The sequence below is a fragment of the Sphingobium trunci genome, from assembly GCF_022664535.1.
GTDB lineage: Bacteria > Pseudomonadota > Alphaproteobacteria > Sphingomonadales > Sphingomonadaceae > Sphingobium.
Genome location: NZ_JAKUJY010000006.1, coordinates 1 through 22,898 on the forward strand (window position 1 = coordinate 1; position 22,898 = coordinate 22,898).

17 protein-coding genes, 1 tRNA gene and 1 pseudogene are annotated in these 22,898 nt (G+C 62.5%); 7 read left to right on the plus strand and 12 right to left on the minus strand.

Annotation, left to right across the window (positions count from 1 at the left end):
* The 4 genes and pseudogenes from MJ601_RS07080 to MJ601_RS07095 all read right to left on the minus strand — a co-directional run.
* A pseudogene (locus MJ601_RS07080) lies at positions 1-723 on the minus strand (IS5 family transposase); the annotation flags it as partial.
* 122 nt (positions 724-845) lie between these two features.
* On the minus strand, positions 846-1,538 hold the full coding sequence (locus MJ601_RS07085) for an acyl-homoserine-lactone synthase (protein WP_348635563.1): 693 nt from the start codon (positions 1,536-1,538) through the stop codon (positions 846-848).
* Positions 1,539-2,724: 1,186 nt separating this feature from the next.
* Entirely contained in the window at positions 2,725-3,933 is a 1,209-nt protein-coding gene (locus MJ601_RS07090; protein WP_242124785.1) for a tyrosine-type recombinase/integrase, read from the minus strand.
* Positions 3,934-4,098: 165 nt separating this feature from the next.
* A tRNA-Cys gene (locus MJ601_RS07095) sits at positions 4,099-4,172 on the minus strand.
* A 201-nt stretch (positions 4,173-4,373) separates the two neighbouring features.
* Here MJ601_RS07095 and MJ601_RS07100 point away from each other — a divergent pair.
* The 6 genes from MJ601_RS07100 (at position 4,374) to MJ601_RS07125 (ending at position 13,622) form a co-directional block, all read left to right on the plus strand.
* Positions 4,374-5,006, plus strand: a complete 633-nt coding sequence (locus tag MJ601_RS07100) for a protein-L-isoaspartate O-methyltransferase family protein (protein ID WP_242124786.1) — start codon at positions 4,374-4,376, stop codon at positions 5,004-5,006.
* A gap of 19 nt (positions 5,007-5,025) precedes the next feature.
* On the plus strand, positions 5,026-6,516 hold the full coding sequence (locus MJ601_RS07105) for a TolC family outer membrane protein (protein ID WP_242124788.1): 1,491 nt from the start codon (positions 5,026-5,028) through the stop codon (positions 6,514-6,516).
* A gap of 71 nt (positions 6,517-6,587) precedes the next feature.
* A complete protein-coding gene (locus tag MJ601_RS07110) occupies positions 6,588-7,091 on the plus strand; it encodes a DUF2497 domain-containing protein (RefSeq protein ID WP_242124790.1) in 504 nt (167 codons plus the stop codon).
* A gap of 216 nt (positions 7,092-7,307) precedes the next feature.
* The gene (locus MJ601_RS07115) at positions 7,308-9,365 is read left to right on the plus strand and encodes a S9 family peptidase (protein ID WP_242124792.1); all 2,058 of its coding nucleotides are present in this window, start codon (positions 7,308-7,310) and stop codon (positions 9,363-9,365) included.
* Positions 9,366-9,408: 43 nt separating this feature from the next.
* The gene (locus MJ601_RS07120) at positions 9,409-12,138 is read left to right on the plus strand and encodes a valine--tRNA ligase (RefSeq protein WP_242124795.1); all 2,730 of its coding nucleotides are present in this window, start codon (positions 9,409-9,411) and stop codon (positions 12,136-12,138) included.
* A gap of 32 nt (positions 12,139-12,170) precedes the next feature.
* Positions 12,171-13,622 (plus strand): MATE family efflux transporter, encoded by a 1,452-nt coding sequence (locus MJ601_RS07125; protein ID WP_242124797.1) that lies wholly within the window; start codon positions 12,171-12,173, stop codon positions 13,620-13,622.
* Between the two features lie 7 nt (positions 13,623-13,629).
* Here the strand turns inward: MJ601_RS07125 and MJ601_RS07130 are convergent, their stop codons facing one another.
* The gene (locus MJ601_RS07130; RefSeq protein ID WP_242124799.1) at positions 13,630-15,288 is read right to left on the minus strand and encodes an ATP-binding protein; all 1,659 of its coding nucleotides are present in this window, start codon (positions 15,286-15,288) and stop codon (positions 13,630-13,632) included.
* A gap of 186 nt (positions 15,289-15,474) precedes the next feature.
* On the opposite strand from MJ601_RS07130, the gene MJ601_RS07135 reads away from it, so the two are divergent.
* The gene (locus tag MJ601_RS07135; RefSeq protein WP_242124801.1) at positions 15,475-16,557 is read left to right on the plus strand and encodes an acyltransferase family protein; all 1,083 of its coding nucleotides are present in this window, start codon (positions 15,475-15,477) and stop codon (positions 16,555-16,557) included.
* On the opposite strand, the gene MJ601_RS07140 is transcribed toward MJ601_RS07135, so the two are convergent.
* The 7 genes from MJ601_RS07140 to panB all read right to left on the minus strand — a co-directional run bounded on the left by MJ601_RS07140 (position 16,525) and on the right by panB (position 22,829).
* The gene (locus MJ601_RS07140) at positions 16,525-17,559 is read right to left on the minus strand and encodes an LLM class flavin-dependent oxidoreductase (protein WP_242124803.1); all 1,035 of its coding nucleotides are present in this window, start codon (positions 17,557-17,559) and stop codon (positions 16,525-16,527) included. The genes MJ601_RS07135 and MJ601_RS07140 overlap by 33 nt on opposite strands.
* 52 nt (positions 17,560-17,611) lie before the next feature.
* Positions 17,612-18,052, minus strand: a complete 441-nt coding sequence (locus tag MJ601_RS07145; protein WP_242124805.1) for an Hpt domain-containing protein — start codon at positions 18,050-18,052, stop codon at positions 17,612-17,614.
* A gap of 88 nt (positions 18,053-18,140) precedes the next feature.
* Positions 18,141-18,356, minus strand: coding sequence for a sulfurtransferase TusA family protein (locus MJ601_RS07150; RefSeq protein WP_242124807.1), 216 nt, complete (start codon positions 18,354-18,356; stop codon positions 18,141-18,143).
* Positions 18,343-19,710, minus strand: a complete 1,368-nt coding sequence (der, locus tag MJ601_RS07155) for a ribosome biogenesis GTPase Der (protein ID WP_242124809.1) — start codon at positions 19,708-19,710, stop codon at positions 18,343-18,345. Before der ends, MJ601_RS07150 begins: the two co-directional genes overlap by 14 nt.
* Positions 19,711-19,828: 118 nt before the next feature.
* Positions 19,829-21,172, minus strand: a complete 1,344-nt coding sequence (locus MJ601_RS07160) for an outer membrane protein assembly factor BamB family protein (protein ID WP_242124811.1) — start codon at positions 21,170-21,172, stop codon at positions 19,829-19,831.
* Positions 21,173-21,186: 14 nt separating this feature from the next.
* Positions 21,187-21,885 carry a tetratricopeptide repeat protein gene (locus MJ601_RS07165; RefSeq protein WP_242124813.1) on the minus strand — a complete coding sequence of 233 codons (699 nt, stop codon included), beginning with the start codon at positions 21,883-21,885 and terminating at the stop codon, positions 21,187-21,189.
* A gap of 71 nt (positions 21,886-21,956) precedes the next feature.
* A complete protein-coding gene (gene panB, locus MJ601_RS07170) occupies positions 21,957-22,829 on the minus strand; it encodes a 3-methyl-2-oxobutanoate hydroxymethyltransferase (protein WP_242124814.1) in 873 nt (290 codons plus the stop codon).
* Positions 22,830-22,898: the final 69 nt, after the last annotated feature.

Consider the following 22,898-nt stretch of genomic DNA (forward strand, 5'->3'; position numbering starts at 1 on the left):
CCCTGCCGAGCCAAGCGAATGTCCGTTCGAACACCCACCGGCAGGGCAAGACCTCGAAGCCGGTGGCTTTGTCAGACCGCTTTATGATTTCGATGGTCCAACGTCCCATGGAGGCCAGGGCCGACTTGAGCTTGTCCCCGGCATAGCCACCGCCAGCGAAGATATGCCGCGTCCACGGGAACCGCTTGCGGATTGCGGCCAGCACATCAACGGCACCGTCTCGATCCTGAATGTCGGCGGCATGAACGAGGATGAAGATCAGGAAACCGCAAGTGTCGGTCAGAATATGGCGCTTCCTGCCTTTCACCTTCTTGCCCGCGTCAGAGCCTGAAATTCCGCCACTTTCGGTGGTTTTGACCGACTGACTCTCAATCACCCCGGCACTGGGCGACGCCTCACGCCCCTCGATCTCACGCAAGTTCATGGCCAGGACCGTGTTGATTGCGTCGAACAGACCGGCATCCCGCCAGGCGTAGAAGTAGCGTCGCACCGTCGACACCGGCGGGAAGCATTTGGGCAGCAGGCGCCACGCGCACCCGCTCGCCGCAATGTAGAGCATCGCATCGAGAACCTCACGCATATCAGCGTACGCCGCCGCCCGCCTCTCTTCGCGGGCGGAAGGAACGGCGCTGCCAAAAGCTATTCCCGATCCGTCATATCGCTTGGATATCGCAATCCATCCCGGCTATGCTCCCGCCGGGCAATACCAGTCCATGCCACCATTCACTCCATCTCCTCGCAGAGAGTCGTGAATCACAACTTGCTGGTATTGCTCAACAACTTTTGGATCGGGCACTAAGGCGCTTGGGAGGCGAGCGAAGAGACTGGTTTCGCGCTGGATCTTCTCATTGAAGGGGTATGTAGCCAACATTGGGTTCCATGATCCACATGTCGCATTCGACATAGCAGTTGGACGCGCGCAATGCTTTAACGGCTCTGCTGTCGACATCTATTCGAAATGCTCCCAGTTGGATTTCACCTATCTTTTGGATTGGTCCCAGCGGCTCGCAGTCCCATCCCATAGTTTGCACGAAGTCCGACCATATGGCTTCGATGACCATGGTGAAGCTTTCGATCCCCATTAGAAGCCCGTACTGGACCAAAGCGCTAGCCAATTGATTGGCCACGATTCGCCGCCTCTTTCCTAATATCTTGGGAGATAGATGAATTTGATTGATCTCTCGGATCGAAAATCCCCTGGGGACCTCATTTTTGCACAAGTCGGGAAAGATCGAGCCAAGTACATGGGGGCGGTCCGTTCTTAGCAATCGTAATGAGCCGAGCTGCGTACTAACTGAAGGGTCCCTGACCACCAGATATTCAGTAAAATGATCGTCATAATTGTCCGGTTCATAAGGCCAGTCCCGTAGAATGATCGGACAATGAGAAAAATGAGAATTATGGCCGTAATAACTTAATCCGTGTCCTGACGGTATAATATTTCTTTTGGTAATATTGATTAGTCTCGAAGAAATATTAATAGGATATTTTATATCAAGATTCTGCCTTTTCTGTAAAATTTTAGAGCCCATATTCATACCATTCCTGATTGATACAGTGGGCCTTCCTCTTTACCCCCTCCAATATTTTGTCGCAAAAGAGATGTATAACAGTTTGTATTTTTTATGTATTGTATAATATAAAATCGCAATATTACTCCATTTTATTTATTATATCTATAATTTTATCGCTAATTAATTGGTGTATTATTATTAGTATACTAAATCTTATACTATAAAAATTGAAAGTGTCCAAATATAATATAACTATATAGAATACCTAAAATAAATGTCATAATAATTATATAATATATACCATGAGATTTACAAATAATATTATAAAACTTCTAGATAAAATCCGGGTAGAGGATCGTATCACGAGTAGAAATCAAAGCGGTTTTATCCCGGAGCCTTCGAAGCAGCCTCCGAAACGCTCCGGGATGCTCCAGAGCGCTTGCACGGTCGCCTGGAGAAGTGCCCCATAAGGGGGTGCACGCCGTACTGAGTGTGCGGGGGGCCGCTGAAAGCGGCTGGTACGGCATGGGTGCCTAGGCGCATGCGTCTAGGCTCTCAGCACGCGGGCAGGGGGGTCAGTCTCCCGGCTGAGATAAATAAATATTACGGAATTGGTGAAGGATGTACAAGCATTTATCGTAAATTCCATAAGAATCGATGCATAGACATTATGCTCATGCCGCAATTATTGCGCGATACGTACGATTCAGTGGCAGTGCCGGCATCATCTCCGCCCTCAACGGCCGCTTCACCGTATCCTACGATAGCAAAACAAGGAATCGAAGCGGTGTGGATTGGAGTGCAGAAATGGAGTCCGGCCCAGATTTGATGCTGTTTGCCGGGGAGGTTTTGATTGGTTCCTCAGACGGGGCAGCAGCAGCTTCGTCGGTTACGCGGCACGGCGGTGGAGCGCTTACGATATGAAGAATATGTTTGCTTGTAGGAGAATAATTAGGCCATTTTAGAAGAAGCGGAATGCGGCTCGCCATCGTCTGCTGGACCGATCATGGCCGAAGATATGTACGGGCTGTATCGCTGCTAACCGGAACGAACCAAGTATAGACTGATGATTGTCGCCCTATGTGATCTTCAACCGCTTGGATGACACTGTCGATTTCCATCGCGCACCAGATCTTCATTTTTATTCAGGATGCGCAAGGTGATTCTCCGGAGTGAACGATCATCGTCATTGCGATCCGTCATCTATCCCTTATCGGTGGACTGGTGCATTGCCGCTATCACGCAGTTGGTCCAGATAGTCACTCCACCACTGCGCCATTTCAACACGTTCGCCCCAATAGGCGGACTGGTTGTAAATGCGTCGCACGCTGCCCGCGACCATATGTGCCAGTGCCCGCTCGATGGCGTCGGGATTCCATTTGCCCGATTCGTTCAGGAGCGAGGACGCGGACGTGCGGAAGCCGTGCGCGGTCATCTGGTCCTTCGAATAACCCATGCGTCGCAATGCCGCGTTGATCGTGTTATCGCTGATTGGCCTCGCTCGCGTCCGTATCGACGGAAAGGCGTAGCGCCCAGAGCCGGATAGAGAACGCATCTCCGAAAGGATCGCCAACCCTTGCCTAGACAGAGGCACCGAATGGGGCTGGCGCATCTTCATCTTCTCTTCAGGAATGATCCAGACAGCTTTGTCGAAGTTGACCTCCTTCCATTCCAACTGTCGGATTTCACCGGGGCGCTGGAACACATGTGGCGTGAGTTTCAGGGCATACATGACGGCGGGATCGCCCTGATAATCTTCTATTGCCCGGAGCAATGCGCCGAACGTCGCGGGGTCGGTGATCGCCGGGAAGTGCTTGACCTTCGCTGTGGTCAGCGCGCCTATCAGCAGTTGAGCCGGGTCACGCTCCGCCCGCGCCGTTGCTACCGCATAGCGAAACACGCGACTGGCGAAGGATCGTAAGAGATTGGCCGTTTCCAGTCGGCCCCGCCGTTCATGTTTCCTCAGTTCATGCAGCAGTTCCTGCGGCGTGATGTCCGTTATGGGACGCTTGCCGAAATCGGTGCCAAGCAGCTTCACGAACCAGCGCATCTTTTCCAGCGTCGGCTCCGCCAGCCCCTCCCGCGTTTTCTTCTCGATCAGTTCTTCGGCCACGCTGCCAAAGCTGTTGCTGGCGCGGATGCTTGCCTCGATCCGCGCTTGCCGTTTGGCACTGTTCGGATCAATCGAATGAGCAAGCTGTCTGCGGGCAGCATCACGAGCTGCCCGCGCCTCGGCCAGAGTGATTTCCGGGTAGGACCCCAGAGCCAGTTTGCGCTCCACGCCATTCATTCGGTATTTGAGCCGCCACAGCTTGCTGCCCTTTGGGTTGACCAGTAGGTAAAGCCCCTGAGAATCTGTCACCTTGTAAGGCTTCGCTTTTGGCTTGGAGTTTCGGATTGCCGTATCGGTCAGCGCCATTGGGGGCCTCGATAATGTGGGGGCCTCGCGAGGCCCCCAAGGTAGGCCCCCAACGTCTGCGGTTGCAGGCAAATAGAGGCGGTCGCTGCCAACCAGCGATTACCTGTAAACTAGCGGAAATGAGGGGTTTTTTCAATTATCAGCGAGCGTTGGCTGACAGCAATCTGGAGGCCCGAGCCGGAATCGAACCGGCGTATACGGATTTGCAGTCCGCTGCGTCACCACTCCGCCATCGGGCCTCGGCGTGGGACGCCGCAGATGTGCGGCTTTTGGTGCAAAGTCAAGCCGGGCTGTGATAATGAGGGGCAAGATTCTGGCGACGGCGCACGCAAAGCCGCTTGGCGTGGCCTGTCCGCTGATTTAGAGGTCCGCATATGCCTTTTGCTGTATTGCTTTCCTAATACAGTTCCCATAGAAGCTATCCCAATCGAGGAATTGTCGTGACCGAGCAGAATTTTTCATCGATGCGGACCGCCATGGTTGAAAGCCAGCTTCGCACCAGCGATGTGGACGATCAGCGCGTGATCGCGGCGATGGCGCATGTCGCGCGCGAGGATTTCGTGCCGGCCGAGCGGCGCGCGATGAGCTATATCGATCGACCCATCCCGCTGGCTGGGGGGCGTTCGCTCAATCCGCCGCTGATCGTCGGCCGTCTGCTCAAGGAAGCGCAGATTGCCGACGGCGACAAGGTTCTGCTGATCGGCGCCGCCACCGGCTACAGCGCGGCCTTGCTTGCCAATCTGGGCGCGCGGGTGACGGCGGTCGAGGAAGAAGGCGGGCCGGAGATCGCCGTCGCGGGCGTGACGGTGGTGCGCGGCCCGCTCAACGGCGGTGCTCCCGAGGGTGCTCCCTATGATGTGCTGTTCATCGACGGCGCTGTGGAGGAAGTGCCCGCCGCGCTCGTTCAGCAGCTTGCCGAGGGCGCCCGGGTCGTGACCGGAATCGTCGAGCGTGGCGTCACACGCCTGTGCGGCGGCCGCTTGGTAGCCGGCTCTCTGGGCCTTGCGAGCCTCGCCGATCTGGAGATGGTTGTGCTTCCGGGCTTTGCCGGGCCGGAGAAATTCACGTTCTGAAAGGGCGCATTGGGGGGTCATGACAGCAAGGCATCAAGTTCTTCGGCGCCGTGCCGTATCGGTTCTGCTGCTCATCTCCTCCGCCATGACCGGGGCGGCGCAGGCGGAGACGTTGCAGGGCGCACTGGCCAAGGCCTATCGGTCCAACCCGACGCTGACGGGTGCGCGCGCGGGGCAACGGGCGACGGATGAGAGCGTGCCGATCCAGAAGGCCAGCGGGCGGCCCGGCCTGGACGTGACCGGCACCTATAGCGAAAGCCTGCAGAGGCCCACCATCAGCTTCACATCGCCGCAGCGGACCTTGGATGCGAATGCGCAGTTGCGGGTCCCGATCTATGCAGGCGGCGCCGTGCGCAACGGCGTCAAGGCCGCCAAGACCCGCGTCTCGGCCGGACAGGCTGATCTGCGCGGGACGGAGGCCACCGTGTTTTCGCGCGTGGTCGCGGCCTATATGGATGTGATCCGCGACAGTTCGGTGGTGGCGCTCAACCAGGCCAATGTGAAGGCGCTGGAGGTCAATCTCCAGGCGACGAGCGACCGGTTCGAGGTCGGCGATGTCACGCGGACCGACGTTGCCCAGTCCGAGTCGCGACTGGCGCTGGCGCGCTCGAGCCTCCAGACGGCTGAAGCGAACCTCATCACCAGCCGCGAAAATTATATTTCGCTGGTCGGAGAGGCGCCCGACGATCTGCAACCGCCCCCTGCGTTGCCCGGACTCCCCGCTTCGCCCGACATGGCCGTTCAGGTCGCGTTGAAGGACAATCCCGATATTCAGGCTGCCGCCAAGGCAAGGGAAGCGGCGGGTTATGACGTGAAGGTCGCGAAGGCCGGCGCGCTGCCTACGTTGAACGCGTTCACGCAGGCGGGCTACACCAATTATCTGCACTCGCTCAACTCCGCGGCGCAGGATGCGCAAGGCAATATCGTCGAGGGGCCACAGATCAACAAGCAGGCCGCGGCGGGCCTTCAACTGACCCTGCCCTTCTATCAGGGCGGCCGTCCGGGCGCGCAGGTGCGCCAGCGCCAGGCGCTCGAATCGCAGGCGATGGAGCAGGAAATCGAGGTGGAACGCGGGGTTATCGCCCAGACGCGGTCCGCTTATGCGAGCTGGCAGGCGTCGCTGGAAAGCATCCAGTCGAACCAGAAGGCGGTCGATGCCGCGAACCTTTCGCTGGAAGGGGTGAGGGCGGAAAATTCGGTCGGCAGCCGCACCATCCTCGACATATTGAATGCCGAACAGGAGGCGGTGAACGCCAAGGTCCAGTTGGTGACAGCGCGGCGCAACGCCTATGTTGCGGGGTTCAGCCTGCTGGCCGCCATGGGCCATGCCGAGGCGGACGACCTCAATCTGGAGGCGGGCGCGCTGTACGACCCGATGGTGAATTACGACCGGGTGAAGGGCAAATGGTTCGACTGGGGTTTCGACCCGGCACCCAAGGTCCAGTCGACGCGCACCGTTGACTCGCCCGCGCAAAACGCCAATGTGGACCCCGCATTGGCACAGCCTTAACGCTATTTTAACCTCGCAGGGCGTTCCTGGCTTCTGCTATAGTGTTGTGGCGACAGGAACAGGGGTTAACCATGGGCGACATGAGCAAGGAACCCTCGATGGAGGATATCCTCTCGTCCATCAAGCGGATCATCGCGGAAGAGGGCGAGGAGGTCGTGCAGACCTTGCCGCGCCGGGTGCGGGCCGAGGCCAAGGCGCCGCCGGCTGCGCGGGCGGCGGTCGAGCCGGTGGCCCCGACGGAGATCGAGCCTGAAATCGACGAAGTGCTGGAACTGACCGACGAGGTTGCCGTGGAGGAGCCGATGCCTGCCCACCGAACGTCCCGTGCGCCGCGCGCTGCGGTTGAGCAGGAGGATGCCACCATCCTGTCGGTCGAAAGCGAAGTGGCCGCCCGCCATTCCCTGTCCGCTTTGTCCTCCATGCTGGTGACGCCCAAGGAGGGTGAGGACAATACGCTGGACGGGCTGGTCCGGTCGATGCTGAAGCCGATGCTGAAGGAATGGCTCGACGCGCGGCTGCCGGCCATGGTCGAGGATATGGTCGCCAAGGAAATCGCCCGCATCACGGGCCGCTGAACCGCGGGCGGAAGGTGATTCGTCCCTCGCGGGCCAACGCTTGCGCTGCTGGCGTCGGCCTCCCGCCTTTTTGAATGTGGATTGCTAGGCGGTTGTTTCTTTATTTCGCGAGCGTGGTTGATCCTTGCCGGTCCTGGTAACGCCGCCTACACCTTTGTCATAGCTGTCGTGCGGCTCCTGAAAGGCGTTGCGCGATCCGATCCAAGGGTGTTTTTCATGAAATATCTTCTGCATGGCGTCGTGGGCGCGCTGGCGCTGGCCCAGATGCTGTCGCTCACCCCTGCCGCTGCCCGGCCATTCACGCCCAGCGACATGGTCGGCCTGAACCGGGTATCGGCGCCGTCGGTCTCGCCTGATGGCCAATGGCTCGCCTATCAATTGCGCACGACCGACCTGGCCGGGAACAGGGGGCGGACCGACCTTTATCTGCTGGACCTGCGCAAGGCGGCCTCTGCGCCGCGCATGATCGCGTCGGTGGCGGACAAGAATGAAAGCGCGCCGGTTTTTTCCGCGGACGGAAAGTCGCTTTATTATCTCTCCAACCAGAGCGGTGACGATCAGCTCTGGCGCGTGGCGCTGGCGGGCGGCAAGGCCGAGCAGGTGACGAGCGCGCCGGGCGGGATTTCGGGCTTTCTGCTCAGCCCGGCCGGCGACAGGGTAGCGTTGTGGGCCGACCGGCCGGTGGGGGCGAAAACGCTGGACGATGCGAAGGCCGCCCCGCCCCCCGGTGCCGGGACGGGCCGCACCTATGAGCAGCTGTTCGTGCGTCATTGGGACATGTGGGCCGATGGGCAGCGCTCGCAGATTTTCGTGATGCCGCTCAGCGGCGGTGGCAAGGCGATCTCCGTCATGGGCGCGCTGGTCGGGGACAGCCCGTCCAAGCCCTTTGGCGGCGCCGAGGAGATAGGCTGGAGCGCTGACGGCAAGACATTGTTCTTTGCGCTGCGCGAGGCGGGACGGATCGAATCGCTTTCGACCAACCTCGATATTTTCAGCGTTGCGGCGGACGGCAGCGCGGCGCCGGTCAATCTGACGCAGGCCAATCAGGCGACCGACACCATGCCCGCCGTGTCGCCGGATGGGAAATGGCTGGCCTATGCGGCGATGAAGCGGCCCGGCTATGAGAGCGACCGGCTGGTGCTGATGCTGCGGAACATCGCGACCGGTGAGGTCAGGGCGCTAACCGAAGGCTGGGACCGGTCGGTGGCGTCGATCGGCTGGGAGGCGGACGGCAAGGGCATCCTCGTCACCGCCGACGATGTGCTGGACCATCCGGTGTTCCGCGTAGACATGGCTTCGGGCAAGGTCGTGCGGCTGACGCAGGCGGGACATGTCGGCAGCGTCGTGCCGCTGCCCCAGGGCGGTTTCGTCTATGCGCTCGACAGCATCCAGTCGCCCGCGGATTTCTGGAAGATGCCAGCAAAGGGCAAGCCCGTGCGGCTCACCAGCGTCAATGCGGAGAAGCTGGCCGGAATCGATGACGTGTCGGTGCAACGCTACAGCTTCAAGGGCGCCAATGGCGACACCGTCTGGGGGCAGATCGTGAAGCCCCTGAAATCCTCCCAAGCCGGTGCAACGGGCAAGCTGCCGGTGGCATTCCTTGTCCATGGCGGGCCGCAGGGCAGCTTCAATGACAGCTGGTCCTATCGCTGGAATCCCAAGGCTTTTGCCAGCCATGGCTATGCGGCGGTGATCGTCGATTTCCACGGCTCGACGGGCTATGGCCAGGCCTTTACCGACAGCATCAACAAGGATTGGGGCGGCAAGCCGCTGGAGGATCTGAAGCTGGGTCTGGCGGCGGCCGCGGCGAAGGATGCGCAGGTCGATGCAGGCAATGCCTGCGCGCTGGGCGCCAGCTATGGCGGCTATATGATGAACTGGATCGCGGGCAACTGGCCGGACGGCTTCCGGTGCATCGTCCAGCATGACGGCGTGTTCGACGCGCGCGCCATGGCTTATGAGACGGAAGAGCTATGGTTCGACGAATGGGAGCATGGCGGCACCTATTATGAGAAGCCGGAAGAATATGAAAAATGGAATCCGGTGAACCATGTGACGAACTGGAAAACGCCGATGCTGGTCGTGACCAGCGAAAAGGATTTCCGCATTCCCTATACGCAGGGGCTGGCGGCGTTCACCGCGCTCCAGCGCCGGGGCGTCCCATCGAAGCTGCTGGTCTTTCCGGACGAGAATCACTGGGTGCTGAAGCCGCGCAATTCGCTGCAATGGTATGATGAGGTGCTGGGCTGGCTCGACAGGTGGACGAAGCAGTAAAAGCGCTGGAACGGGATGGGAAGGCAGATTAAGGCGCCTTCCCATGACCGAATTGCCCAAGACCTTCGACCCCGCCGAAATCGAGTCCCGCTGGTACGCCCATTGGGAGGAAAAAGGCCTGTTCCGTCCCGAACGCCCGGACGCGGAACCCTTTACCATCGTGAACCCGCCGCCGAATGTGACGGGCAGCCTGCATATCGGCCATGCGCTGGACAATACATTGCAGGACATCGTGATCCGCTACGAGCGGTTGCGCGGCAAGGATGCGCTGTGGGTGGTGGGCACCGACCATGCGGGCATCGCGACCCAGATGGTGGTCGAGCGGCAGATGGAGGCGCGGCAGGACAAGCGCACCAACTACACTCGGGACCAGTTCATCGAGAAGGTCTGGGAATGGAAGGCCGAGAGCGGCGGCGCGATCACGCGCCAGTTGCGGCGGCTGGGCTGCTCGATGGACTGGGCCCATGAGCGCTTCACCATGGACGAAGGCTTTTCGAAGGCCGTCATCAAGGTGTTCGTCGAACTGCACAAGCGCGGCCTGCTCTATCGCGACAAGCGGCTGGTGAACTGGGACCCCCGTTTCCGCTCGGCGATTTCGGACCTGGAGGTCGAGACGCAGGAAGTGAAGGGTGGCTTCTGGCATTTCCGCTATCCGCTGGCCGATGGCGTGACGCTGGCCAATGGCGCCGACCATATCGTCGTGGCGACCACGCGGCCGGAGACGATGCTGGCGGACATGGCGGTTGCGGTCCATCCGGAAGACCCGCGCTACAAGGATGTCATCGGCAAGGATATCCTCCAGCCGATCACCGGGCGCCGGTTCAAGGTCGTGGCGGACGAACATGCCGACCCGGAACTGGGTTCGGGCGCGGTCAAGATCACGCCGGGCCATGACTTCAACGATTTCGAGGTGGGCAAGCGGGCGGGCTTCCGGGCGGCCGAGATGCTCAACATGTTCGACGCCGACGCCAATGTGGTCCAGACCGCCGACGGGCTGATCCCGGAGCGGTTTCTGGGCCTGCATCGTTTCCGGCACGACGGCCGGGACGGCGCGCGCGAACTGGTCGTCGCGGAGATGAAGGCGCTGGGCCTGCTGGTCCCTTATGTGTCGAAGAACAAGGAGGGTGAGGAAGTCGAGGCGGATTTCGAGCCGCGCACCATCCAGACGCCCTTTGGCGACCGCTCCGGCGTGGTGATCGAACCTTGGCTGACCGACCAATGGTATGTCGATGCCGAGAAGCTGGCGGTCGCGCCGATGCAGGCGGTGCGCGACGGGCGGATCGAGATCGTGCCCAGGACATGGGAAAAGACCTTCTTCAACTGGATGGAGAATATTCAACCCTGGTGCGTGTCGCGCCAGCTCTGGTGGGGGCATCAGATCCCTGCCTGGTATGACGAGGACGGCAACCCCTATGTCGCAGAGAGCGAGGAAGAGGCGCAGGCGCTGGCCGGCAACAAGAAGCTGACGCGCGATCCCGATGTCCTCGACACCTGGTTCTCCTCGGCGCTCTGGCCCTTCGGCACGCTGGGCTGGCCGGAACAGACCGAGACGCTTTCGCGTCACTATCCCAATGACCTGCTGATCTCCGGCTTCGACATCCTGTTCTTCTGGGATGCGCGCATGGCGATGATGGGGATGGAGTTCATGGGTCCGGAGCGAAGCGACCCGCAACAAAAGGTGCCATGGCGCAAGCTCTATCTCCACGGGCTGGTGCGGGCGGCGGACGGGCAGAAAATGTCCAAGTCCAAGGGCAATGTCGTCGATCCGCTGGGCCTGATCGACAAGTTCGGCGCGGATGCGTTGCGTTTCTTCATGGCGGCCATGGAAAGCCAGGGCCGCGACGTGAAGATGGACGAGAGGCGGGTCGAGGGCTATCGCAACTTCGCGACCAAGCTGTGGAATGCGGCGCGCTTCCTGCAATCCAACGGTGTCACCGCTTCGACTGCCCATGAGGCGCCCCATGCGGAAGCGCCCGTCAACCGCTGGATCATCGCCGAAACGGTCGCCACCGTTCAGGCGATCGACATGGCCATGGCCGAACTGCGCTTCGACGCGGCGGCGAACGCCATCTATCACTTCGTCTGGGACCAGTTTTGCGACTGGTATATCGAACTGACCAAGGGCCAGATGGACCAGGAGACCCGCGCCGTCGCGGGCTGGGCGTTCGACCAGATACTGGTGATGCTGCACCCCTTCATGCCCTTCATCACCGAAGAGCTGTGGAACCTGACCGGCAGCCGCGAAACCGAGCTGATCGTCGCGCAATGGCCGCAGGCGCTCCATGCCGTGGACGGCGAGGCGCAGGCGGAGATGGCGTGGCTCATCAAGGCTATTAGCGAAGTTCGGGCCGCCCGGACGTTGGTGAATGTGCCTCCGGGCGCGAGAATGGAGGCTTGGATACTTCCCGTAAATGATGCGCGTGATCAGATGGTGAAAAGAAATTGGCCATTGATCGCAAAGCTGGCCCGGATCAATTTAAGCGATTTGCCCATAGATCAACTTGGCAAAGGGAATACCTTACAAGTTGTTGCCGATGATGTTGTTTTCGCTCTTCAATTAGAAGGCGTGATCGACATCGCCGCGGAAAGGGCGCGGCTTGCCAAGGCGCTGGCCGCAGCGGAGAAGGAAAGGGATTCGCTGGGCGGCCGTCTGTCCAATCCCAGCTTCGTCGAGAAGGCCAAGCCCGAAGCCGTTGCCAAGGCGCGCGAGGATCATGCCGAAAAGGCTGCCGAAGCGGAACGGTTGAAGGCGGCGCTGGAACGGCTGGCCTGACCGGCCGGCCTGGAGTCTGCAAGGGGACGAGGATGGAGGCCGGGAAGGGCAGGGCGAAAGATCTGACGCAGGGGCCGATCGCCTCGACCCTGCTGCTTTTCGCGATTCCGACGCTGGCGTCCAATATCCTCCAGTCGCTGAACGGGTCCATCAACGCCATCTGGGTCGGTCGTTTCCTGGGCGCGCAGGCGCTGGCAGCGACGGCGAACGCGAACATCATCATGTTCCTGATGTTCTCCGTCGTCTTCGGCTTCGGCATGGCGTCGACGGTGATGATCGCGCAGGCAGTCGGGCGCGGCGATCTGGACGCGGCGCGACGCGCCTTCGGATCGGCGGTGGGTTTCTGCACCATGCTGGGCGTGGTGGTGGCGACGGCGGGATGGATCGGCGCGCCTGTCTTGTTGCGGCTGCTGGCGACCCCGGCCGAAGCCTTTGCCATGGCGCTCACCTATTTGCGGGTGATCTTCATCGCCATGCCCGCCTCGCTCCTCAGCGTCATGATGATGATGGGCCTGCGCGGCACAGGGGATGCGCGCACGCCGCTGATCTTCATGTTCGTCAGCGTCGGCGTCGATCTGGTGCTGAACCCGGTGCTGATCCTGGGGCTGGGGCCGATACCGGCGATGGGGATTGGCGGGTCGGCGGCGGCGACGGCGGCGGCGGGCTTTATCAGCCTGGTCGGCATCATCCTTTATACCTATGCCAGGGATCTGCCGCTGCGGCTGCGGGGCAAGGAAATGGCCTATCTGCGCCCGGCGCTGGCGCAGATGCGCGTGTTGTTCGGCAAGGGGCTGCCGATGGGCCTGCAGATGATCGTCATGTCCGCGTCCGGGCTGGTGATGATCGGGCTGGTCAACCGCGAGGGCATACTCGTCACCGCAGCCTATGGCGCCGCGCAGCAGATCTGGACCTATTTGCAGATGCCCGCCATGGCGATGGGCGCGGCGGTCAGCGCCATGGCGGCGCAGAATGTAGGGGCAGGGCGCTGGGACCGGATCAGCCGGATCACCGGCTATGGCATGGGTTATCTGCTGTTGATCACCGGATCGATGGTGGCCGTGATCCTGCTGTTCCACGCGCCGCTGCTGTCGCTGTTCCTGGGGACGAACAAGGCGGCCGTCGCCGCTGCGTGGCACATGCAGTTGCTGGTTAGCTGGAGCTTCGTGCTGTTCGGATGCACCATGATCCTGTTCGGCGTGATGCGGGCCAACGGGGTGGTGGTGAAGCCCCTGCTGATCCTGATCTTCACCCTCTTCGCGGTGCGGCTCGGCTTCTATCATCTGGGCTATCCGCATCTGGGCGCGGATGCCCTTTGGCTCAGCTTTCCGGTCGGATCGGCGACGTCCTTCCTGCTGGCCGCGCTGGTCTACTGGAAAGGCGGCTGGCGCAAGGCGAAGCTGCTGGTCCCCGTCAATGAGGAAGAATGCCGCGAAAGCATCCAGGCGGAGAGCGAGCCCGCCGGTCGGATCGTCCCGGCGGGCTGAGGTCGATCTAACGCCCCTGGCTGCGCCAGCGGGTGATGGTGCGGTCGAGAATTTCCGCTTCGCCGCCGGACTGGCGCCACAATTCGGTGAAGCTGGGATCGCCCGAAGCCGGACGCCGTTCCTCCTCCAGATTGTCCAGCGCGACGCGGATCGGCACGGCGACGCCTTCGCCGCAGATGATCGCTTCCCGGTTGCGCAGCGCGGGGATGGAATCCAGGAAACCACGCGCACCTTCGGGCATGGCCGCCTTCACGAAGGCCTGGTCCCTGTCGTTGTTGAGGCGCATCGAGATGATCGTGCCGCATTGCGACAGCACGCCTTCGGCCAGGTCCGACGGGCGCTGGGTGATGAGGCCCAGCGAAACGCCATATTTGCGTCCTTCCTTGGCGATGCGCTCCAGGATGCGGCGCACTGCCTGACCGCCGCCGGTGGTGGTGGAGGGAATGTAGCGATGCGCTTCCTCGCAGACCAGCAGGATCGGCCGCTGCGGCTCGTCGCGCGCCCAGATGGCATAGTCGAATACGAGGCGCGAGAGCACCGATACGACGACTGAGGTGATGTCGGAAGGCATGGCCGACACGTCGATGATCGAGATCGGTTTGCCGCCCGCGGGCAGGCGGAAGATCTTGGCGATGAATTCCTGCATCGAATCCGCGACGAGCATGCCTGAAAACATGAAGCTGTAGCGCGGGTCGGTCTTGATCTCATCGATCTTGGTCTTCAGCCGCATATAGGGCAGCGATCCCGTCCCCTTGTCCAGCTTCCCCATCTCGTTCTGCAGGATGTTGGTGAGGTCCGAGAGCAGGTAGGGAACCGGCGAATCCACCGTCAGCCGCCCGATGCTCTCGGCAAGACGATTTCTTGAGCGCGCCGCGAGCAGGCATTTGGCGAGGATGTCGCAATCGACCGTCCGTTCCGAACCTTCGGAGGTGACGAACACCTCGCAATGTTCCTCGAAATTCATCAGCCAGTAGGGCAGGGCGAGATTGTTGATGTCGTATACCGCACCATTCTGCTGAAAGGCCGCGCCATATTCGCCATGCGGATCGATCATCACGATATGCCCCTCCGGCGAGAGGTCGCAGATGCGGTGGAGGATCAGGGCGGCGCTGGTCGACTTGCCGGTGCCGGTCGATCCCAGCAGCGCGAAATGCTTGCCGAGCATGGAATCGACATAGAGCGCGGCACGGGTGTCCGCTGTCGGATAGACGGTACCGATCTGCACATGGGGGCGGTCGTCCGCCGCATAGATTTGCCGCATGTCCTCGCTGGATACCGGATAGACCTGCGTTCCGGGCGTCGGATAACGGGTGACGCCCCGGCGGAAGCGATAGATGCGGCCGGTCAGCTTTTCCTCATCGCCTTCACCCAGAAAGTCGATGTCGGCGATGATGCTGGCGCTATCCTGCCGGTCCATCGCCATCGTCCGGACGCTGGCGATCAGCCATACATTGCCCACGCGCATCTTCACCTGGCTGCCGACCTGGCCCGCCATGGCGATGCAGGGGTCGGCATTATGGGCGAGCCCGGCAATGCGGTCGGTATCGACAATGATTTGCGAACTGGAGCCTGCGATCTGGAAAACCATGCCCATCGCATCGCCGGGCGCGGAAAAGACATGCGGCTGGGCGCTGGCGAAATGGTCTGCGCCGTGCATATGGGTCATAAGCCTTTGTTCCCCCTCGACCGGACTGGATTCCGGCACGCCGGACCGATTTAGCCGGTGACTGGTAAAGATTATGCTTATCTCCTGCCGGAAATCGGCGATGCGATGGGCGCGCCTTATCTGGTTCAGAGGAACAGAGTGTCGGGCTTCGCCGTTGAAACATTTGCCGAAAATCGGGAAAATCGCTTGGCTGTGACGTTGACGACCGACGCGGCGCGCCGATCCGATGCGATCTCCATCGCGCGCGTCATCTGCATCATGGGCGTGGTTTACGTCCACGCCTGGACCGGTCTCAACGGCCATGATCTGGAAAGCTTGCGGGGAACGCCGCAGGACAGCCTGCGCTGGGCGCTGATGGAGATTTTCGGGCGCAGTGCGGTGCCGCTGCTGGGCCTGATTTCAGGATGGCTGGTGGCCGGTTCCTCGCGGACGCAGGACTGGATCCGTCATGTCGGGCGGAAGGCGCGGACCATCCTGTTGCCGATGATCCTGTGGAACGGCATCGCGATCCTGTTCGTGTCGGGGGCAGCGTGGATGCTGGGACTGTCCGCTCCCATACCCTCTTCGACTGACTGGATGGTCCAGGAGCTGTTCATCGTCAGCCGGAACCCGGACATCAACGTCCAGATGCCGTTCCTGCGCGACCTGTTCCTGTGCATGATCGCAGCCCCCCTGTTCGTTCGGCTGCCGGGGTGGATGCTGGCGGCGATCGCGGCGGCTGCCGCCTTGTGCCAGATCATGGGCTGGGGACCGCCGGTGTTGATGCGCGCGTCGATCCTGTTCTTCTTCGTCATCGGCATCATCGCCCGGCGCGGGGGGCTGGCGGATCGCTTGGCGGCGTTGCCCTGGACGGCCGCGGCGGCGCCCTTCGCTCTGCTGATGAGCGCGCAGCTATTCGTCTCGCTGCACCCCGGCGCCATCACGCCCGGCATCGGTTCAGCGGTGCTGGATCTGGCGGTGCGGGTTGCGGCGGCGCTGTTCTTCTGGCGGCTTGCCTGGAGCCTGGCCGCTAGCGTCGCACGGGGAATGCTGCTGCGCATCGAGCCCTTTGCCTTCTTCCTCTTCTGTTCCCACCTGATCCTGATCTGGCTGGGCGGCCCGGTGCTCGGCGCATGGTTCGGCAAGCTGGGATCGCCCTTCTACCCGGCCTATCTGCTGGTGCAGCCGCTGCTCGTGCTGGTGGTGGTGGTGGTGCTGGGATCGCTGCTCAGCCGGGCGTCTCCGCGGCTGGCCAAGCTATTGAGCGGTGGCCGCCTCATGGCTGCCTGACGCCTCAGCATCGCCTGACAGGGCCGTGGCCGCCGCCATGGCGATTTCCAGGCTGCGCTTGCGTGCCTCGAAGTCGTAGATCTGGCCGCCCAATATGATTTCATCGACCTGGGTCCGGCGAATGAAGGTGGAAAGGTCACGCTCCATATCGGCCTGGGTGCCGATGGTGGAGGCACTCAGAACGTCGGCCAGCATCGCGCGCGCCTGCTGCGGCAGGCTCTCATAATAGCCGGGCACGGGCGGCTGAAGCCTGCCGGGGCGGCCGGTGCGCAGGTTGACGAAGGCCTGCTGCATGGAGGTGGCGATCAGTTGCGCATCCTCTGCCGTATCGGCGGCGAATATATTGTAACCCGCCATGACATAGGGATATTTGAGCTGCGCCGAGGGGCGGAAATCGCGGCGATAGATGGCGATTGCCTCATCCAGCACGCCCGGCGCGAAATGCGACGCGAAGGCATAGGGCAGGCCCAGTGCGGCGGCGAGCTGCGCGCCATAGAGGCTCGACCCCAGGATCCACAGCGGCACCTCCTCTCCGGCGGCTGGCGTCGCCTGAAAGCCGAGCCGCGCGTCGCCCGCGAAATAGGCCTGCAATTCCATCACGTCGCGCGGGAATTCGTCCGGGCCGCCGGTCAGGGTGCGGCGCATGGCGTGGGCCACTCGCTGGTCGGAGCCGGGCGCACGGCCAAGGCCGAGGTCGATCCGGCCGGGAAACAGCGCGGCGAGCGTTCCGAACTGTTCCGCGATCAGCAGTGGCGCATGATTGGGCAGCATGATGCCGCCCGCGCCGATGCGGATATGGCTGGTCGCCTGGCCGATATGGGCCAGCACCACCGAAGTCGCGGCCGATGCGATGCCCGGCATGCCATGATGTTCCGCCACCCAATAGCGGTGAAAGCCCAGCGCTTCGGCATGGGCGGCAAAGGCGGCGGCGCGGGCCAGCGCTTCGCGCGGCGTGCTGCCTTCGGTGACGGGGACGAGGTCCAGAACGGAAAAACGAGTCATGGCCCGGATATGGGGCACTGACCCGTTTTGTTTCAATACCTAATCGGCGACATCAGACCGCGCGGCCAAATCCCTGGGCGGGGCTGTCGACGCGGCGGCCGAAGCCGGTGGGCCGCCGGGCGACCAGAGGATTGGCGTCGCGGTCGAGCAGCGCCATCGTCTCGGTGAAACAGGGTCGCAGCGCCACCACATCCTCGATCAGTTCATCGGGAGCTTCGCGCGTCTCCACGCAGCGGCGTGCGACCATTTCGATCTTTTCGGCCAAGGCGCTCAGACGATAGGCCCCGAACTGGGCGGATTCACCCTTCAGCGTATGCGCCGGGGTGACGAGCGCGGTGGCGCTATGCGCGCGAATGGCCTCCTCGATCGCGCCGATGGCCTTTTCGCCGTCTTCCCGGAAATAGCCGAGAATCCGCAGGAAAGCGGTGCCCAATTCGGATCGGGATTTGGCAAACTCGGTCCAGTTGACCAGATCGGCCTCTTGATATGACACGCGACACTCCCTGCCTTGCCGGGGGAGAATAAGCGTTGCGCGTAAACGCCCGGTTAAGCCATATCGGTCGGGAAACGATTGCAGAAGGTCAGGCAGGCCGGGAAAAGGCGAAAAAATGCAGCCCGTCGCAGGTGAAGCGCCAACCCTGCTGCCGGGCAAGCGCCTCCAGCTCGCCGGGAGCGATCGGGTCGTCCGCCTCGATGGTGACCGCATCCGCCGTCCGCATGGCCCGGGCCACCCGCAGCGCCGGCCAGGGGCATTTCATCCCCCGCGCGTCGATATGCGCGGTGTCACTTGCTGGCATAGGGGTTTTTGGCGCTGCGCAGCGTCAGCCGCACGGGAACCGCGCCGAAACCGAGTTCCTTGCGGATGCCGTTCACCAGATAGCGGCGATAGCTTTCCGGCAGTTCGTCCAGCCGCGTGCCGAACAGCACGAAGGTCGGCGGGCGGGTCTTGTTCTGGGTGATGTAGCGCAGCTTGATCCGCTTGCCGCCCGGCGCGGGGGGCGGATTGGCCTCCAGCGCGCGTTCGAACCAACGGTTGAGGATGCCGGTCGAGACGCGCTGCGACCAGGCAGTGCGGGTTTCGAAGGCGACGCGGATCAGGTCGTCCAGCCCCTTGCCGGTGGCGGCGGAGACGGTCATGATCGGCACGCCGCGTATCTGGGCAAGGCCGTCGGACAGCGCCTGCTTGATGCCCTGATAGAGCGCCGAGCCATTCTCCACCGTGTCCCATTTGTTGAGCGCGATGACAAGGGCGCGGCCTTCCTCCAGCACCTTGTCGGCGATACGCAGATCCTGTGCTTCAAGGCCGCGGGTGGAATCGAGCAGCAGCACCACGACTTCAGCGAAATTGACCGCGTTGAGACCGTCCGACACGGCCAGCTTTTCCAGCTTGTCCTGTACCTTAGCGCGCTTGCGCATGCCCGCCGTGTCGATCAGGCGGACCGGACGCTCCTGCCCGTCGGGCGCGGTCCATTTCCAGTCGACGGCGATGCTGTCGCGGGTGATGCCCGCTTCCGGGCCGGTCAGCAGGCGGTTTTCGCCCAGCAGCCGGTTGATGAGGGTCGATTTGCCCGCATTGGGCCGGCCGACAATGGCGAGCTTGAGCGGCGCGGCTTCGAGGTCGGCTTCTTCGGGTTCCGCCTCCTCTTCCTCTTCTTCCCGGTCGATATAGGGAAGGAGGGCCTGGAACAGGTCGGCCATGCCCTGGCCATGCTCGGCGGAGAGCGGCACCGGCTCGCCCAGGCCCAGGCTGAACGCCTCCATCACGCCGTCCTCGCCCTGCCTGCCTTCCGCCTTGTTGGCGACCAGCACGACCGGGGCATCGCCCTCCCGCAGCCAGCGGGCGATTTCCTCGTCCAGCGGGGTGATCCCGGCGCGGGCGTCGATCAGGAACAGCGCGACGTCGGCGGTTTCCACCGCCGCCTGCGTCTGGAGCCGCATCCGGCCGGGCAGGGTCTGCGGATCTTCATCCTCGTAACCGGCCGTGTCGATGATGGTGAAATCGACGCCGAGCAGATTGGCCTGCCCCTCACGCCGGTCGCGGGTGACGCCAGGCTGGTCGTCGACCAGCGCCAGCTTCTTGCCGACGAGCCGGTTGAAGAGGGTGGACTTGCCCACATTGGGCCGCCCGACAATGGCAACTGTGGGCAGCATGATGAGGCCCGATTCCTTTAAAATATGAGTGCTCCTGCGAAGGCTGGAGCCCAGTTCCGCAGCATGGACTGGACTCCCGCCTTCGCAGGAGCACGGTTACTTACCATCATTGATGGCGTTAGCGAAACGCCGTCAGCCTGCCGTCATCGGCAAGAATATAGAGCGTGTTGTTGGCGACGACCGGCGAAAGCGACATGGACTTCTTCAGCCTGATCTCGGTCTGAATCTTGCCGGTCGTGGGATCGACATAGTTGAGGTCGCCATGGGTCGACACCAGGATCAGGCGGCCGCCCGCCAGCACCGGGCCGGTCCAGCGGATCGCCTTGTCCTTCTTCTTTTCCTTCTCCCAGCGGCGGAGCTGGCTGATCCACCGGATCTTGCCGGTGGCGCGGGCGACACAGAGCAGCTTGGCGTCGCTGGTGACGGCGAACACCCATTCGCCCACGACCGAAGGCGTGGAAATGCCGGCGATGTTGATTTCCCAGAGGCGCTGGCCACTCACCAGTTCATAGGACGCCATGCGACCGCCCTGACCGATGGCGAACACCCGGCCGCGATCGATCACCGGGTCGGCGTCGATATCGGTCAGCGAAGCCACCGCCGTCGAAATGCTGGTGCGCGAGAGGGCGTCACCCCAGAGCGTCCGGCCATTTTCGTAGCGATAGGCGGTCAGCTCTCCCGAACTGTAGCCCGCGATCACCGTGCCCTGCGCGGCGGCGGGCGCGGCGACGCCGAAAATGCCCGTGACCTGCAACGTGCCGCTGTCGGTCCATTGCACTTCGCCGTCACTCTGGTTGAGGGCGAAGATCTGATTGTCCTGGCCCATGACATAGACATGGCCATTGGCAAGCGTCGGCGCCCCGCGCAGCGGTCCACCGGGACGCTTCTTCCACAGGATGGCGCCCGTATTGGCGTCCAGCGCCGCGACGTCGCCGACGCCGGTGCTGGCATAAAGCTTGCCGTCGATGACGCTGACGCCGCCGCCGAACCGGGCGCGGCCGCTGCCTTCGGAGGGGAGGTCGGTTTGCCAGAGCCTGGCGCCGCTGTTGGCGTCGAAGGCGATCACGCGGGCATCGGCGTCGATGACGTAGAGCTTGCCGCCCACCACCACCGGAGCGGAAGCGAGGCGGGCTTGCGGCGTGCTGCCCGCGATGGACGCGGTCCAGGCCTGCGAGGGGGACGCGCCCAGCGCCAGATTGCCCATGGTCTTGGCAGGGCTGCCGCCGGGCTGCGACCATTGGTCGTTGACATAGGGTTCGGGCAGGCTGACGGGCACGTCCGCCAGCGAGGGATCGACCTCGACGCCCTGTTCATTGGTCAGGATCGAGGTGCGCTTGCCCACCACCGGGGTCTTGGGTCCGCCCTTCTTGCCGCCGACCACGCCGCAGCCTGCGAGCAGGCCGACCATCATCGCAACGGTCAGGGCGCGACGCGCGCCCGCAAAATTCGTCATGCTGTGCATCCTCAAGCGCCCCATCATCCCTTGACCGCCTCGGCGGGCGATTCCACCGCATCGACACCCAATAAACCTGCCATCTGTCGCGCGCGTGAACGGATCGACTGGGGCACATTGCGATCCTTGGCCATGGCAGCGAACAATGGCCCGGCCAGATCGGGCTTGCGCATCTTCATATAGGCGATGGCGACCAGTTCCCCGGCGCTGCCGAACCAGGGCGCGCCCTCGACCGCCAGAGGCTTCAGCCGGTCGACCACCTGCTGCGGCTGCAGGCTTTCAAATTCCAGCGTGGTCTGGCGGATCAGCGCCAGGTCGCGATAGGGCTGGTCGAGCGCGCTGTCATTGGCCATGGCCTGATAGGCGGCGATGGCGGCCTTGTTGTCGCCCTTTCGCGCGGCGGCGCCAGCCTTCACCAGCAGGGCAGAGGCACGGAAGCCGGGCTGGCTGGCGTTCGTCAGCTTGTCCAGATCCTTGGCATCCGGCGTGCCGCCGCCGACGGCGGTGGCGATCACCTTGTCCATTTGCTCCGAAACGGCCTCCGACCGGGTTTTCGTATAATGCTGCCAGTAGAGGAAGGCGCCGAACGCCACCAGGCCCAGGATCACCAGAATGACGATCCAGCGGCCGAAGCGCTGCCAGAAGGTCAGCAACTGGTCCTGACGGACGGCCTCGTCGACCTCGCGCATGAAGGCTTCGCTATTTTGGGGCGTCAGGGCCAAGACGGTCTCCAGGAAATCATAAAAAGCGCGCAGAAGGCGCGATCAATAGCGGCGCTATTGGCTCAGGCAAATCACTTTTTGGGCCGGTAGACCTGATCTTCGGTCGGAAATGTCCGGTTTCGGACCTCTGCGGCATAGCGGGCGGCGGCGTTGCCGATGGTGTCGGCGATATTTTCATATCGTTTCACGAAGCGGGGAACGCGTTCGAACATGCCGAGCATATCCTCCGCCACCAGCACCTGTCCGTCGCAATGGGCCGAGGCGCCGATGCCGATCACCGGCACGTCGACGCTGTCGGTGACGGCTACGGCGATATCCTCCATCACCCCCTCGATCACCATCGCGAAGGCGCCGGCCTGCGCCACGGCACGGGCGTCGGAGATGATCTTGGCATGCTCCTCCTGGCTCTTGCCGCGCGCGCCATAGCCACCCAGCGCGTTCACTGCCTGCGGGGTGAGGCCGATATGCGCCATCACCGGAACGCCGCGCTTGCTGAGGAACGCGATGGTTTCGGCCATCGCCTCGCCCCCCTCCAGCTTGACCGCCGCGCAGCCGGTTTCGGCCATGATGCGGCTGGCGCTGGCAAAGGCCTGTTGCGGGGAGGATTCATAGCTGCCGAAGGGCATGTCGACCAGCACGACGCTGTGATAGCTGCCCCGCACCACGGCGGCGCCATGGGCGATCATCATGTCGAGCGTGACCGCCAGTGTGGAGGGCAGGCCGTAAATCACCTGACCCAGCGAATCGCCTACCAGCAGCATGTCGCAATGCGGATCGAGCAGTTGCGCCTGCCGCGCCGTATAGGCGGTCAGCATCACCAGCGGTTCCTGCGTCTTGCCTTCGAACTTGCGGCGCTGGATGGCAGGCACGGTCAGGCGCTTCATCGGCGCGGGCGTGGGATTGGCGCGGCTGGTCGATGTGTCGAGCGTGAAGGTGGTGGACATGGGATGCGCTCTACCCCAGCGGCGCGCCGGGCGCAAATCGGACGCCATGCCAGTTGGTTGATGGCGGCA